The organism is Pseudomonas sp. 2(2015) (genome assembly GCF_000955865.1).
Classification (GTDB): Bacteria; Pseudomonadota; Gammaproteobacteria; order Pseudomonadales; family Pseudomonadaceae; genus Aquipseudomonas.
The window spans coordinates 268,040-281,491 of the sequence record NZ_JYOF01000003.1; the positions used below are offsets into that span (position 1 = coordinate 268,040).

Here is a 13,452-nt window from a genome sequence, read left to right on the forward strand (position 1 = left end):
TTGTAATATTTCGCAACAGCATAACCTTATGCACGAAATCATCGCAGCATCCATCGCGACGGATGGACGCCGCAAAGCCGACACCTCCACTTGACTGTATTTGTATATACATGCTCATATCTGTTTCAGTCGCCCGCCTGCGTTCGGCTGGCGACCCGACCGCGACAACACAACAATAGGCGGAGATCCCGAGCAATGACCCAGGCCAATGCCTCGCGCAGCAAGCCCCTGATCGAGCGGCGCTCGATCGACTACATCCCGGAAAACGAACGACACGGACGCCTCTACAGCCAGTTCACCCTGTGGCTGGGTGCCAACCTGCAAATCACCGCAATCGTCACCGGGGCCCTGGCCGTGGTGCTCGGTGGCGATGTGTTCTGGTCGCTGATCGGCCTGCTGCTCGGGCAACTGGTCGGCGGCGCGGTCATGGCCCTGCACGCCGCCCAAGGGCCGAAACTCGGCCTGCCGCAGATGATCTCCAGCCGCGTGCAGTTCGGGGTGTACGGCGCGGCCATCCCGATTGCCCTGGTGTGCCTGATGTACCTGGGCTTCACCGCCACCGGCACGGTGCTCTCGGGCCAGGCCATCGGCCAGTTGCTGAGCGTCAGCGACAGCGCCGGCATTCTGATTTTCGCCGGGGTCATCGTCCTTGCCACGGTGTTCGGCTACCGCATGATCCACTGGATCGGCCGGGTGGCCAGCGTGCTGGGAATCATCGCCTTCGTCTACCTGTTCAGCCGCATCATGGTCATCAGCGACATCGGCCAGTTGCTGGAGAACCGCCACTTCACCTGGGCCTCGTTCCTCCTCGCGGTGTCGCTGTCGGCGTCCTGGCAGATCTCGTTCGGCCCTTATGTCGCGGATTATTCGCGCTACCTGCCGAGCAACACCTCATCGTTCAAGACCTTCCTCGCCGCAGGCCTGGGCTCGGTGGTCGGCGCCCAGGCGTCGATGGTCCTCGGGGTGTTTGCCGCGGCGATTGCCAACGGCCAGTTCTCCGGCCGTGAAGTGGCCTACATCGTCGGCCTGGGCGGTACCGGCGCCACCGCCGCGCTGCTGTACTTCAGCATCGCCTTCGGTAAGGTGACCATCTCGACCCTCAACTCCTACGGCAGCTTCATGTGCATCGCCACCATCATCAGTGGCTTTCGCGGGCACATCGAAGTCACCCGCCGTCAGCGGCTGTTCTTCGTCCTCGCCATCGTTGGCGCTTCGACGTTGATCGCCCTGCTCGGCCAGCATTCGTTCCTGGCCGCGTTCAAGTCGTTCATCCTGTTCCTGCTGACCTTCTTCGTGCCCTGGAGCGCGGTCAACCTGGTGGACTACTACTTCATCACCAAGGAGCGCTACGACGTGCCGGCGCTGGCTGACCCCAACGGCCGCTACGGGCGCTGGAACCTGCCTGGCATCATCGTCTACACCATCGGCGTGCTGGTGCAGATGCCGTTCATTTCCACCAAGCTCTACACCGGCCCGATGGTTGCCCACCTGGGCGGCGTTGACCTGTCGTGGATCATCGGCCTGATCGTACCGAGTGTGCTGTATTACCTGGTGGCGCGGCGCAAGGCTGCCGATGCCCCGGCGCAGATGATCCTGCCGCAAACCAGCCAGTCCTGAAACAAAAAGGCCGAGCCCCATCACCGGGGCTCGGCCTGTTTTTGTTCCTGCCCTTCATAGCTTGGCGATCGACACCTCGGTGGATTTGACGAAGGCAATCACTTCGCTGCCGACCCGCAGCTCCAGCTCGTGCACCGAGCGGGTGGTGATCACCGAGGTGACGATGCCGGCGGAGGTCTGTACGTCGATTTCCGATACCACCGGGCCTTCGATGATCTCCTTGACCGTGCCTTTGAACTGATTGCGTACGTTGATCGCCTTGATGGTCATGTGCTGCTTCCTCGTCCTGGGGTGCACTGCCGCGCAGTGCTTGAGGTGCAGATTGCGCTCGAGCGAATAAAATTAAAAAGAATAAATACTTACGAATATAGAACAAAACGAAATATACAAATCGACATATCGAAAGACCTACAAGTTATTTATTTTCAGTTTTTTAGATCCTTTAGCATCGGTACCACCCTCATCGAGCAAGTGAGCGCCACCTTTGCACCGCACTCCATCGACCCCTTTGCACATCGCCCGGGAACTGGCCAGCGAGTTCGCCCGCAACGCCGTCGAGCGCGACCGCCAGGGCGGCACGCCCAAGGTTGAACGCGATGCCATCCGCAGCAGCGGCCTGCTGGCCTTGAGCATCCCCCGCGAGTTCGGTGGGCTGGGCGCCAGCTGGAGGCAAACCTTCGAGGTGGTTCGTGAATTCGCCCGGGTCGACAGTTCCCTGGCCCACGTGTTTGGTTTTCACCACCTGATGCTCGCCACCGTGCGCCTGTTTGCCACGCCCGCGCAGTGGCAGCCATGGTTCGAACTGACCGCGCGCAAGAGCTGGTTCTGGGGCAATGCCCTCAACCCGCTGGACACCCGCACGGTGGTCAAGGACCGTGGCAGCTTTCGCGAGTTCTCCGGTAAAAAAAGCTTCTGCTCTGGCGCCAGCGATTCAGAGATGCTCATCGCCTCGGCGGTGGACGAGAGCGCCGGCGGCAAGCTGCTGATTGCGGCGATCCCCAGCGGGCGCACCGGCATCACCCTGCACAACGACTGGCACAACATGGGCCAGCGCCAGACCGACAGCGGCAGCGCCAGCTTCGAACGGGTGCGGGTGGAAGAAAGCGATCTGCTGCTCGACCCCGGTCCCTTGAGCACGCCGTTCGCCTGCCTGCGGCCGCTGATTGCCCAGCTGCATTTCGCCAATATCTTCCTCGGCATCGCCGAGGGCGCTTTCGAAGAGGCCCGGGATTATGCCCTGCGCGAGTCGCGGCCATGGTTCAAATCGCTCGCCGAACAGAGCAGCGCCGACCCGTATGTACTCAAGCATTTCGGCGACTTCTGGGTGCGCCTGCAGGGTGCGCGGCTGCTGGTTGACCAGGCCGCCCAGGAGCTGGACCAGGCCTGGGCCAAAGGCGCGGCGCTGAGCGCCGAACAACGCGGGCGCCTGGCGGTGAGCATCGCGACCGCCAAGGTCGCCGCCAGCCGCGATGGCCTGGAGATTTGCAGCAAGGTGTTTGAAGTCACCGGCGCCCGCGCCACCCAGGCCTCGGTGGGCCTCGACCGGCACTGGCGCAACCTGCGCACCCAGAGCCTGCACGACCCGCTCGACTACAAGCTGCACGAACTCGGTGAATGGGCCCTGCGCGGGCAATTGCCGACTCCGACCTTCTACTCATAGTGTGACCGCCATGCAATTGTTGACCCTACCGCCCTCCCCGGCCCTGGCCACCTCGATCCGCGCCACCGCGCAGGTGTTCGAAGACCCCAAGTCACGGGCCTTGCTGGCGCACCTGCAGCGGGTCGCGCCGAGTGAAGCCAGCGTGCTGATCATCGGCGAGACCGGCACCGGCAAAGAGCTGGTCGCCCGGCACATCCACAACCTCAGCGGCCGGCGTGACAAGCCTTTCGTGGCGGTCAACTGCGGAGCGTTTTCCGAGTCGCTGGTCGAGGCCGAATTGTTCGGCCACGAAAAAGGCGCGTTCACCGGCGCCCTCAGTGCCAAGGCCGGCTGGTTCGAAGAAGCCAACGGCGGCACCTTGTTCCTCGACGAGATCGGCGACCTGCCGATGCCGATCCAGGTCAAGCTGTTGCGCGTGCTGCAGGAGCGCGAAGTGGTACGCCTGGGCTCGCGCAAGAGCATTGCCATCGATGTGCGGGTACTGGCCGCTACCAACGTGCAGCTGGAAAAAGCCATCAACGCCGGGCACTTTCGCGAAGACCTGTACTACCGCCTCGACGTCGTCAGCCTGGAACTGGTGCCACTGCGTGAACGCCCGGGCGACATCCTGCCGCTGACCCGCCACTTCATCCAGGCCTACAGCCAGCGCCTGGGCTACGGCCAGGTCAGCCTCAGCGGCGAGGCCGAAGCCAAGCTGCGCAGCTACGGCTGGCCGGGCAACATCCGCGAGCTGGAAAACGTCATCCATCACACCTTGCTGATCTGCCGTGACGGCGTGATCCGCCAGGAGGACCTACGCCTGTCGAACATGCGCATCGAACGCGCCGACGACAGCCCCGGCAGCGATGATTCGGCGGAAGGCTTGCTGGCGCGGGCTTTCCAGAAACTCTTCGAACAACCTGGCGGCGCCTTGCACGAGAAGGTTGAGGACGCACTGTTGCGCGCGGCCTACCGCTTCAGTCATTACAACCAGGTGCACACCGCCAACTTGCTCGGCCTGAGCCGCAACGTCACCCGCACCCGGCTGATCAAGATGGGCGAGCTGGCGGTGAATCGCCGGCAGCCCGGGGGCAGTACCCAGGGCGAGCGGGTGCTGAATTTGTCGATCTAATGGCCTTATCACAGGCCCTGCACCCATCCTGTGGGAGCGGGCTCGACCCGCGATCGAGCGCGCAGCGGTCGCAGTCCAGTCGAGAAAAGCTCAGCGGTAGATCTCACTCCCCGCATCCGCCGCCAGCGTGCGAAACACCAGCGCCGAAGCCATGCACAGCAGCGCCCCGACGCCAATCACCAGGGCGATATCCGCCACCGTCACTTGCTGCTCACCTTTCAAGCTCATCAACACACTGAGCAGTGAAGCAGCCACCCCCACCGACAAGCTCATGGTCAACTGCACCGTCGCCGCCGACAGGCTGCTGGCGCGGCTGTGCAGTTCGGCGGGCACGTCGGCATAGCTCAGGCCACCCATGGCGCTGAACTGCAAGGAGCGGATCAGGCCGCTGGCGAACAGGATCAACACCACCAGCCAGTACGGCGTGTCGAGGTTGAAACTGGCGCAGGCGCCCAGGCTCAAACCGGTGAACAACGCATTGATACTCAAGGTGCGGCGAAAGCCAAAGCGGCGCACGATACGCACCGCCAGCAGCTTGACCACAAAGGCACCGACACCCCCGGTGAAGGTCAGCAAACCGGCATGCAAAGGGCTTAAACCAAAGCACAGCTGGAACAACAACACCATCAAGAACGGCTGCGCCGCCGTGCCCAGGCGAAACAGGTTGCCACCCCAGAAACTCACGGCAAAACTGCCTACGCGCAAAGGCGAAAAGTCCAGCAGCGGCTGGGCGCAACGCCGGGCATGGCGCACATAGAGCAGCGCTGTTATTAGCCCGATCAGCAGCAACAGCAGCACCCAGCGCCGCGCCAGCAAACCATGGCCGAGCGCCTCGAAGCCGAACACCAGTGACGCCAGGGCCACACTGGCCAGCAGCAAGCCGTGCAGGTCCAGGCGTTGCTGGCTGTCGCCGGGGTAATCGGGAATATGCCGCAGCACCAGGTACACCCCGAGCACGCCGATGGGCAGGTTAACCAGAAAAATCCATTGCCACGACAGCAGCGTCACCAGCAGACCGCCCAGCGGCGGCCCGAGCATCGGCCCCACCAGTGGCGGGATGGTCAGGTAGGACATGTTGCGCAGCAGTTGCTCGCGCGGCGACCAGCGCAGCAGGATCATCAAGCCCACCGGCACCATCATCGCCCCCGCCGCGCCCTGACACAGGCGCGCCAGGCACAGTTGCAGCAACGACCCGGCCAGGGCGCAAGCCAGCGACGACAGGGTGAACAACACTATCGCCAGCACGAACACCCGCCGCGGCCCGTAGCGGTCCGCCGCCCAGCCGCTGACCGGCACTGCCAGGGCCGCGGCGAGCATGTACAGCGACACCACCAGGTTCATGCGCACACTCGGCGCGCCGAACTCGCTGGCCATCTGTGGCAATGCGGTCATGACCACGGTGGAGTCGATCAGCTCCATCAGCAACGCACAGCCGATGATCATCGGTACCCGCCGTGATTGCCCGGTGCTGTGGGTCAACAGCGGCGCCTGCAAACTGCCCACCTCAGAACAAGCCCGACGTCGGCGGCGGCGTGCCGGTCAGTTGCCAGGCACCCACCGCTGCGGCCTTCCAGTGCCGCGGGTTGTGGTTGGCGACCGTGCGTGCGTTGCGCCAGTGGCGGTCGAGATTGTGGCTGCGGCCGGTGGTCGAGGCGCCGCCGACGTCGAACAGCAACTCGGCAGCCTTGAGCGCGGACTCGGCGGCAATGTACTGGGCCTGGGCCACGTCGATGGCGGCCTGGTCAACCTGATGTGGATCAAGCCCGCTGGCCCAGGCGCGGTCGATCGACGCCGCCGCGCGCAACACCACGGCTTCGGCGGTAAAGGCACGGGCGGCGATCTCGCCGACGCTGAGCTGCACGTAAGGGTCATCCACCGAACGCGTGGCGCTGCTGTGCTTGATCGGCCGTGCGTGCTCGCGGGCAAAGCGGCTGGCATCGTCCAGCGCGTTGCGGGCGATGCCGGCCTGCACCGTGGCCAGGAACAACTGCAGGAACGGCGTGACGATGGTCCGCTTGCCCTCCTCCACGGTGCGCGTGCGGATCTCGTCGGCGTACACCACGACATCATTCAGGCGCGTGGTGCCGCTGGCAGTCAGGCGCTGGCCCATGGCGTCGAAATCGTCGAGCAACTCCAGGCCCTGGCGCTCGCGCGGCAGCACGAACGACACCGGCTGATCGTTTTCATCCAGAGCCACGGCGCTGACCCAGTCGGCGTACAGGGAGCCGGTGCTGTAGTACTTGCTGCCGCTGGCGCGGTAATGCTCGCCGTCACGCACGATGCGCGCACTGATCGCGCCATTGGCGCCGCCCACTTCCCAACCGGCATTGCCCAGCACCGCGCCTTGCAGGTAGCGGGCGAACCAGCGCTGGCGCTCGGCCTCGGCGCCGTCGGCGGTTGACGACAACAAGCCTTCGATAAAACCAAAGCCCGGGCGCAGCGCCTGGGCGACGTTGGAGTCCACCGAGGCGATGCGCAGCAGCAGGCCGATCACATCGCTGACACTGCCACCCGGGCCGCCATACTGCTCGGGGATGCGACAGGTGTAGAGCCCGGCCTGGGCAATCTGGCGCACCGCTTCATAGGGCAGCTGGCGTTCGCGCTCACGTTGCGCGGCGCCGGCGGCAATCAGCGCCAGCAGGTTTTCGGTATTGCCTTTGAGGTCGTCGAGGTTGCGACGCTCAATCGGGGGGACTGCGGATAAACCAGGCATGGACTTTCCTTGTGCAAATCAGGCGATCAGATCGCCAGGCGGAGAAATTCGAAACTGACCTTGCGACCGCTTTCCAGGTGTGGAATGGCGTCAAGCAAGGCACGGGTATAGGGGTGTTGCGGACGGTCGAAAACATCGCGCACGGCGCCGCTTTCCACCGCCACGCCGTCTTTCATCACCAGCACCTGGTCGCTGACGTGGTTGATCACCCCCAGGTCGTGAGAGATGAACAGGCAGGCCAGGCCCAGGCGCTGTTTTAGGTCGTCGAGCAGTTCGAGGATCTGCGCCTGTACCGACACATCCAGCGCCGACACCGGCTCGTCGCACACCAGGATCTGCGGCTGCGCGGCCAGGGCGCGGGCAATGGCGATGCGTTGCCGCTGGCCGCCCGACAGCTCGATCGGGCGCCGCTCCAGCAGGCTTTCGTCAAGGCGCACCAGGGTGAGCAACTCGACGGCCTGCGGGCGCCACTGCGCGCGCAGGTGCCCGGCTACTTGCAGCGCCTCGTACAACACCCGCTGCACGGTGTAGCGCGGGTCGAAGGAGCTCAGCGGGTCCTGGAACACCACCTGGATGCTGCGGCGAAGCGCGCGTTTCTCCTGGTCATCGAGTTGCAGCCAGGGCCGGCCCTTGATCTGGATCGCGCCGCTGTCGGGGGTTTCCAGGCCGAGGATCATCCGGGTCAGGGTGGTCTTGCCCGAGCCCGACTCGCCGACAATGCCTAAGGTGCGGCCCTTGTGCAGCTGCAGCGAAACCTTGTCGACCACGGTGCGCAAGGCGCCGTCCGGGCCCTTGAAGGCCTTGCTCAGTTGCTGCACCTGCAACAGCGGCGCGCTGGTTTCCACCACCGGCGGCGCCACGGCCGCAAGTTTTGCTGCCTGCGGTCGGCGAAAATGCACGGCGGCACCGGCCTTGAGCAGGTACTGGGTGTAGGGGTGCTGCGGGTCTTGCAGCACCGCCTCGACACTGCCCTGCTCGACGATCACGCCGTTGTGCATCACTGCCACGCGGTTGGCCAGGCGCGAGACCACCGCCAGGTCGTGGCTGACAATCAGCATCGCCGTGCTGTCGCCGCGCAGGGATTCGAGCAGGCTCAAGACCTGGGCCTGCACCGTGGCATCCAGCGCCGTGGTCGGCTCGTCGGCAATCAGCAGGCGCGGGTTGCAGGCAATCGCCGAGGCGATCAGCGCCCGTTGGCGCAAGCCGCCGGAGAGCTGCCAGGGGTACTGGCGGGCGCGCAGCTCAGGTTCCGGCACGCCGACCGCGCGCAGCAGTTCCAGCACCCGCGCCTGACGCTGCTCGCGGTTCAGTGCGCTGTGCAGTTGCAGCGGCTCGGCAATCTCCTTGCCGACCGGGCGCAGGGGGTCGAGCGAGCCCAGGGCGTCTTGCATGACAAAGCCGATTTGCGCACCGCGCACCCGGCGCCAGGCGCGCTCGTCGAACTGGCGCAGGTCCTGCCCGGCAAAGGCCAGGCGGCTGGCCTGCAACTGCGCATGGGCGCCGGTGAGCCCGGCCAGGGTGCGCGAAGTGACGCTCTTGCCCGAGCCCGACTCACCCACCAGCGCCAGGCATTCGCCCTGCTGCACGGTGAAGCTGATGCCCTTGAGCACCGGCACGCCCTGGCCGAAGCGCACCTGCAAGTCGCTGACCTCGATCAGCGGCGCGGGGTGTTGAAGAACAGCGTTCATAGGCGTTTACCTTCGTTGCGGCGCAGCAGTTCGCGGCCGATGGCGGTGATCGAAACCACGGTGAGGGTGATGGCCAGGGCCGGCCAGGCCACCAGCCACCAGGCGTTGGCCAGGTAGTTGCGGCCGATGGCGAGCATGCCGCCCCATTCCGGCTGCGGCGGTGGCGCGCCAAAGCCAAGAAAGCTCAGGGCGGCGCCGGCAACGATGGTGCTGCCGATGCCGATGGTGGCGAGAATCAAAATCGGTTTGATCGCATTGGGCAGCACGTGCCGCCAGATCACCTGCCGTCGTGGCAGGCCCAGGGTCGTGGCCGCCTCGACGTAGCCGGCATTGCGCACCACCAGGGTTTGCGCGCGCACCAGGCGCGCATAGCGCGGCACGCTGGCGATGCCCACGGCGATGATGGTGTTGAGCGCGCCCTGGCCAAAAAAGGTGATGATCACCAGCGCCAGCAACAGGTCGGGAAAGGCCAACAGCACATCGACCAGGCGCATCACCGCGCCGTCGACCAGCCGTGGGCCGAGGCCGGCCAGCAGCCCGAGCACGGTGCCCAGCAGCAATCCCAGCGCCGTGGCACTCAGGCCCAGTACCAACGACGGGCGCACCGCGTAGACCAACCGCGCGAGGATGTCGCGGCCGTTCTCGTCAGTGCCCAGCCAGTGCAGGCTAGCCGGTGGCTGGAACGCCTGGCGGGCGTTGGCATCAAGCGGGTCGGCGGCCACCAGCCAGCCTGGCTGCAGCGCCGCCAGCAGCAAAAAGACGACGAACAGCGCCGCCAGCACCAGCCCCGGGCGCACCGCCAGTGGCCGGCGCCTGGCAAAACGCGCCGGGGCCGGGATCAGGCCGCTGACCGGCAGCACCGCTGCCGTTGAATTGATCGGCGCCATCGGGCACCTCCATGAACTGAACGTTAGGGAGCCGGGTTAGGGATCTGCCGGTGGATCTGCTCGATGCGCGCCAAGGCTTCGCTACCCAGCTTCACCTGCAATGCGCCGAGGTTGTCGGTCAGTTGCGCCAGGCTGGTCTGCCCGGTCAGTGCGCTGCTGACAAACGGCTTGTTGATCACATAGGCCAGGGCCAGTTGCGCCGGGCTGATCGAAAGCTCCTGCGCCAGCGCCACATAGGCAGCGATGGCCTGATGGGCGCCGGGGCTGTCGTAGCGGTTGAAGGTGCGGTACACCGACGACAGCCGCGAGCCCTGCGGCAAGGCGCCGTTGAGGTACTTGCCGGTCAGGGCGCCGAAGGCCAGCGGCGAATAGGCCAGCAAGCCGATGTTGTCGCGCTGGCTGAACTCCGACAGGCCGCCCTCGTACAGGCGGTTGAGCAGGCTATAGGGGTTCTGGATGCTGACGATGCGCGGCAGGTTCTGCTCACGCGCCTGGCGCAAAAACTCGGCCACGCCCCACGGGGTTTCGTTGGACACGCCGATATGGCGGATCTTGCCGGCGGCGACCTGATCGGCCAGCACCTGCAAGGTCTCGGCGATGCTCACGGTTTCGCGGTCATCCTCGACATAAGGGTATTCGCGCTGGCCGAAAATATTAGTGGTGCGGTCTGGCCAGTGCAGTTGGTAGAGGTCCAGATAGTCGGTTTGCAGGCGCTTGAGGCTGCCGTCCAGGGCGGCGACGATATTGGCCCGGTTGTGGCGGGTGCGGCCCTCACGAATATGCGCGCCGGCCCCCGGCTGGCGTGCCGGGCCGATGATCTTGCTGGCCAGCACCACCTCGGCACGCCGCCCGCTGTTCGCCAGCCAGCTGCCGATGAAGCGCTCGGTGCTGCCCCAGGTTTCGCCGTGGGTCGGCGTTGGGTACATCTCGGCGGTATCGATCAGGTTGATACCAGCGGCCAGCGCCGCGTCGAGCTGGCGGTGGGCATCGCTTTCGCTGTTCTGGTGGCCCCAGGTCATGCTGCCCAGCCCCAGCACGCTGACCTGGATGTCGCTGTGGCCCAATCTACGTTTGATCATGCTCGCTCCGTATCGAAAGTAAAAAGGCTCAAACCGCTTCGGCGGCGCGTCGGTACTGGCTGGTCGGGTACGGCAGGCCCAGGTGCTCGCGCAAGGTGCTGCCCTGGTACTCATGGCGGAACACCCCGCGTTTTTGCAGCAGCGGCACCACCTGGTCGACGAACACCTCGACGCCGGAGGGGAACATGTCCGGCATGATGTTGAAGCCATCGGCAGCGCCGGCACGGAACCAGTGCTCAAGGCTGTCGGCGACCTGTTCCGGGGTGCCAACGATCAGCCGGTGGCCGACCAGGATGCGCCGCGAAAGCTCACGAATGGTCAGGTTCTCGCGCCGCGCCAGGTTCAGCTGGGCTTCGAGAAAACCGTGGGAGCCGCGCTCGAATTCCGCCACCGGGCCGATCCGTTCCCAGGGCAACGGCGCATCCAGCTGCAGCTCGCTGACCGCCAGACCCACCCGCGCCGCCACCTGGTTGATCAGCCCTTCTTCGCCGTACCAGGCGTTGAGCTCGTCGAAACGCGCCTGGGCCTCGGCCTCGCTGCTGCCGATTACCGTCGACAGCCCCGGCATGATTTTCAGGTGCTCGGGGTTGCGCCCCCACTGGCGGGCGCGCTGTTTCATTTCCTGATAGAACGCCTGGCCGTCGACCAGGGTGGTCTGGGTGGTGAAGATCGCATCGGCATAGCGCGAGCCGAGGGCCTTGCCGCCTTCGGAAGACCCGGCCTGCACCAGCACCGGCCGGCCCTGGGGCGAGCGCGGCAAGTTGAGCGGGCCCTTGACCGAAAAGTGCTCGCCGACAAAGTCGATCGCATGCACCTTGGCCGGGTCGGCAAAATGCCCACGGCGGGCATCGCCGATCACCGCGTCATCTTCCCAGCTGTCCCACAATTTAAGGGTGACATCGATGAACTCATCGGCCCTGGCATAACGGTCGACGTGTCGCGGCGCACCGGCCAGGCCGAAGTTCTGCGCGGCGGCATCACCGGCATTGGTGACCACGTTCCAGGCCGCACGGCCGCCGCTGATATGGTCCAGCGAACTGAAGCGCCGGGCCAGGTTATACGGGTCGTTATAGCTGCTCGAAGCGGTGGCGATCACGCCGATATGGCGGGTAGCCAGGGCCACGGCGGTGAGCAGCACGGTAGGTTCCAGGCGCCCGACCGGATGCTGGCCAACATCGCCGATCAGCGCCGGGCCGTCGGCGAGGAAGATCGCATCGAGCTTGCCGCGTTCGGCAATGCGCGCGATGTTGCTGTAGTACTGGTGATCGAGATAGGCATTGGCCGGCACCTCGGCCTGGCGCCAGGCACCGGAGTGGGCGCCGAAACCGAGGATGTTCATGCCGATGCTCATGTGTTTTGCAGGCTGGCTCATGGCAACTCCTTGAGTGGGGTCAGACCGCGCTGGCTTCATCGCGGGCGGCGTTATCCTGGGCGTGCAACTGGCGCCAGGCGGCACCAGGGCTGATGCCGTTGAGGTAGTAATTGCCCAGCGCCCGCTCGCGGTAGATCGCCGGGTTGTGCGAGGCCAGGGTGCGGGCATTGCGCCAATGCCGATCGAGGCGCCGGGCCTGGCTGGTGGCCGAGGCGCCGCCGACTTCAAACAGCAAGGTGGTGGCTTCGAGCACCTGCTCGAGAACAATCTGCTGGGCCTGGTAGGTGCGAATGTCGGCCTCGACGTAGTGCTCCTCGCCAATCGAACCGTCGAGCTCGGCTTCATGCACGGTCTGCAGCACTTGGGCGACATCCAGCACCAGGGCCTGGGCGGCATAGGCCAGGCTCGACAGACGACCGATCACCCGCTGCACCAGCGGGTCGTCCTTGGGGCTGGACTGGCCCGGCACGCCAAAGGCGCGGGTGCGGCCCTGGACGAAGGCCACGGCATCGCGCTGCGCGGCGCGGGCGATACCGGCCAGGGTCGCCAGGTGGTACAGCTGGTAGAAGGCCGACAGGTAGGATTCGGCGCGCAGCTCGCCGGGCTTGAAGCGCCGCAGCACCTGCTGCGGCGGCACCGCGACATTGGCAAAACGGGTAGTGCCGCTGCCGCTCAGGCGCTGGCCGAAACCGTCCCAGTCATCTTCCAGGCTGACCCCTGGCGCCGTGGTCGGCACCACCACGCTGACAAAATCCTCGTCGAGCATGGCCACCGCCGCCACCCAGTCGGCATAGATGGCGCCGGTGCAGTAGTACTTCTCGCCGTGCAGCAGCCAGCCGGCCTCGGGCGCCTGCGGGTCGGCAGCGCGCAGGCGCACCGAATTGCCGGTGGTGTCGGTGCGTTCGGCCATGGCCGCGCCCCACAACTGCCCCGCCGCCACCTTGGCCAGCCAGTGCTGTTGCGAAGCGGTATCGCCACTGGACAGCCGGCCTTCGACAAAACCGAAGTGGGCGCGAAAGATTTGCGGCAGGTTGGAGTCGGCTTCGGCCAGGTCGATCAGCAGGCGAAACAGCACCGGCAGGCTGACCTGGGCGCCGTTCAATGCCTGGGGCACGCGCAGGGCGCCAAAGCCGGCTTCGCGCAGCCAGGCCACCGGCTCATGGGCCAGGGTGCGCTGCTGCTCGCGCTCGACCGCACCTTCGGCAATGCGGGCAAACACCGGGGCAAAGCGCGCCTGCAGGTTTACGTAGTCCTGGCCTGCGGGGTTCGCAGCCAGGGCTGTTGGCAGTTCATGGGCACTCATGGCTGGTCCTTGAAATTCGGGT

Annotated in this window: 11 protein-coding genes; 3 read left to right on the forward strand and 8 right to left on the reverse strand. The window is 65.6% G+C overall.

Annotated features, from left to right (window positions below; translation table 11 throughout):
• Positions 1-195 precede the first annotated feature (195 nt).
• A complete protein-coding gene (locus UB48_RS04110) occupies positions 196-1,617 on the forward strand; it encodes a cytosine permease (protein ID WP_045194271.1) in 1,422 nt (473 codons plus the stop codon).
• Positions 1,618-1,671: 54 nt separating this feature from the next.
• On the opposite strand, the gene UB48_RS04115 is transcribed toward UB48_RS04110, so the two are convergent.
• Complete coding sequence (locus UB48_RS04115) at positions 1,672-1,887, reverse strand: molybdopterin-binding protein (protein ID WP_010227092.1); 216 nt, start codon at positions 1,885-1,887, stop codon at positions 1,672-1,674.
• A 214-nt stretch (positions 1,888-2,101) separates the two neighbouring features.
• Here UB48_RS04115 and UB48_RS04120 point away from each other — a divergent pair, with 214 nt between their 5' ends.
• Both UB48_RS04120 and UB48_RS04125 read left to right on the forward strand, forming a co-directional pair.
• A complete protein-coding gene (locus tag UB48_RS04120; protein WP_045194272.1) occupies positions 2,102-3,277 on the forward strand; it encodes an acyl-CoA dehydrogenase family protein in 1,176 nt (391 codons plus the stop codon).
• A 10-nt stretch (positions 3,278-3,287) separates the two neighbouring features.
• Positions 3,288-4,388: a sigma-54-dependent Fis family transcriptional regulator gene (locus tag UB48_RS04125; protein WP_045194273.1), complete on the forward strand. Its 1,101-nt coding sequence runs from the start codon at positions 3,288-3,290 to the stop codon at positions 4,386-4,388.
• 90 nt (positions 4,389-4,478) lie between these two features.
• Here UB48_RS04125 and UB48_RS04130 read toward each other — a convergent pair whose 3' ends face one another.
• The 7 genes from UB48_RS04130 to UB48_RS04160 all read right to left on the reverse strand — a co-directional run bounded on the left by UB48_RS04130 (position 4,479) and on the right by UB48_RS04160 (position 13,430).
• The gene (locus UB48_RS04130; RefSeq protein WP_052676499.1) at positions 4,479-5,831 is read right to left on the reverse strand and encodes an MFS transporter; all 1,353 of its coding nucleotides are present in this window, start codon (positions 5,829-5,831) and stop codon (positions 4,479-4,481) included.
• A gap of 61 nt (positions 5,832-5,892) precedes the next feature.
• Positions 5,893-7,101, reverse strand: a complete 1,209-nt coding sequence (locus UB48_RS04135; protein WP_045194276.1) for an acyl-CoA dehydrogenase family protein — start codon at positions 7,099-7,101, stop codon at positions 5,893-5,895.
• 26 nt (positions 7,102-7,127) lie between these two features.
• A complete protein-coding gene (locus UB48_RS04140) occupies positions 7,128-8,789 on the reverse strand; it encodes an ABC transporter ATP-binding protein (RefSeq protein ID WP_045194277.1) in 1,662 nt (553 codons plus the stop codon).
• A complete protein-coding gene (locus tag UB48_RS04145; RefSeq protein ID WP_045194278.1) occupies positions 8,786-9,676 on the reverse strand; it encodes an ABC transporter permease in 891 nt (296 codons plus the stop codon). The genes UB48_RS04140 and UB48_RS04145 overlap by 4 nt, the downstream gene beginning before the upstream one ends.
• A 23-nt stretch (positions 9,677-9,699) precedes the next feature.
• The gene (locus UB48_RS04150) at positions 9,700-10,755 is read right to left on the reverse strand and encodes an NADP(H)-dependent aldo-keto reductase (protein WP_045194279.1); all 1,056 of its coding nucleotides are present in this window, start codon (positions 10,753-10,755) and stop codon (positions 9,700-9,702) included.
• Positions 10,756-10,783: 28 nt separating this feature from the next.
• Positions 10,784-12,127 (reverse strand): LLM class flavin-dependent oxidoreductase, encoded by a 1,344-nt coding sequence (locus UB48_RS04155; RefSeq protein WP_045194281.1) that lies wholly within the window; start codon positions 12,125-12,127, stop codon positions 10,784-10,786.
• A gap of 19 nt (positions 12,128-12,146) precedes the next feature.
• Positions 12,147-13,430, reverse strand: coding sequence for an acyl-CoA dehydrogenase family protein (locus UB48_RS04160; protein WP_052676470.1), 1,284 nt, complete (start codon positions 13,428-13,430; stop codon positions 12,147-12,149).
• Between the last annotated feature and the right edge of the window lie 22 nt (positions 13,431-13,452).

What these genes read in the sequence shown, in the direction of transcription:
- UB48_RS04155 (WP_045194281.1), bottom strand. Translation starts at nt 12,127, where the DNA reads ATGAGCCAGCCTGCAAAACACATGAGCATCGGCATGAACATCCTCGGT.
- UB48_RS04150 (WP_045194279.1), bottom strand. Translation starts at nt 10,755, where the DNA reads ATGATCAAACGTAGATTGGGCCACAGCGACATCCAGGTCAGCGTGCTG.
- UB48_RS04115 (WP_010227092.1), bottom strand. Translation starts at nt 1,887, where the DNA reads ATGACCATCAAGGCGATCAACGTACGCAATCAGTTCAAAGGCACGGTC.
- UB48_RS04145 (WP_045194278.1), bottom strand. Translation starts at nt 9,676, where the DNA reads ATGGCGCCGATCAATTCAACGGCAGCGGTGCTGCCGGTCAGCGGCCTG.
- UB48_RS04135 (WP_045194276.1), bottom strand. Translation starts at nt 7,101, where the DNA reads ATGCCTGGTTTATCCGCAGTCCCCCCGATTGAGCGTCGCAACCTCGAC.
- UB48_RS04125 (WP_045194273.1), top strand. Translation starts at nt 3,288, where the DNA reads ATGCAATTGTTGACCCTACCGCCCTCCCCGGCCCTGGCCACCTCGATC.
- UB48_RS04160 (WP_052676470.1), bottom strand. Translation starts at nt 13,430, where the DNA reads ATGAGTGCCCATGAACTGCCAACAGCCCTGGCTGCGAACCCCGCAGGC.
- UB48_RS04140 (WP_045194277.1), bottom strand. Translation starts at nt 8,789, where the DNA reads ATGAACGCTGTTCTTCAACACCCCGCGCCGCTGATCGAGGTCAGCGAC.
- UB48_RS04110 (WP_045194271.1), top strand. Translation starts at nt 196, where the DNA reads ATGACCCAGGCCAATGCCTCGCGCAGCAAGCCCCTGATCGAGCGGCGC.
- UB48_RS04130 (WP_052676499.1), bottom strand. Translation starts at nt 5,831, where the DNA reads ATGATCATCGGCTGTGCGTTGCTGATGGAGCTGATCGACTCCACCGTG.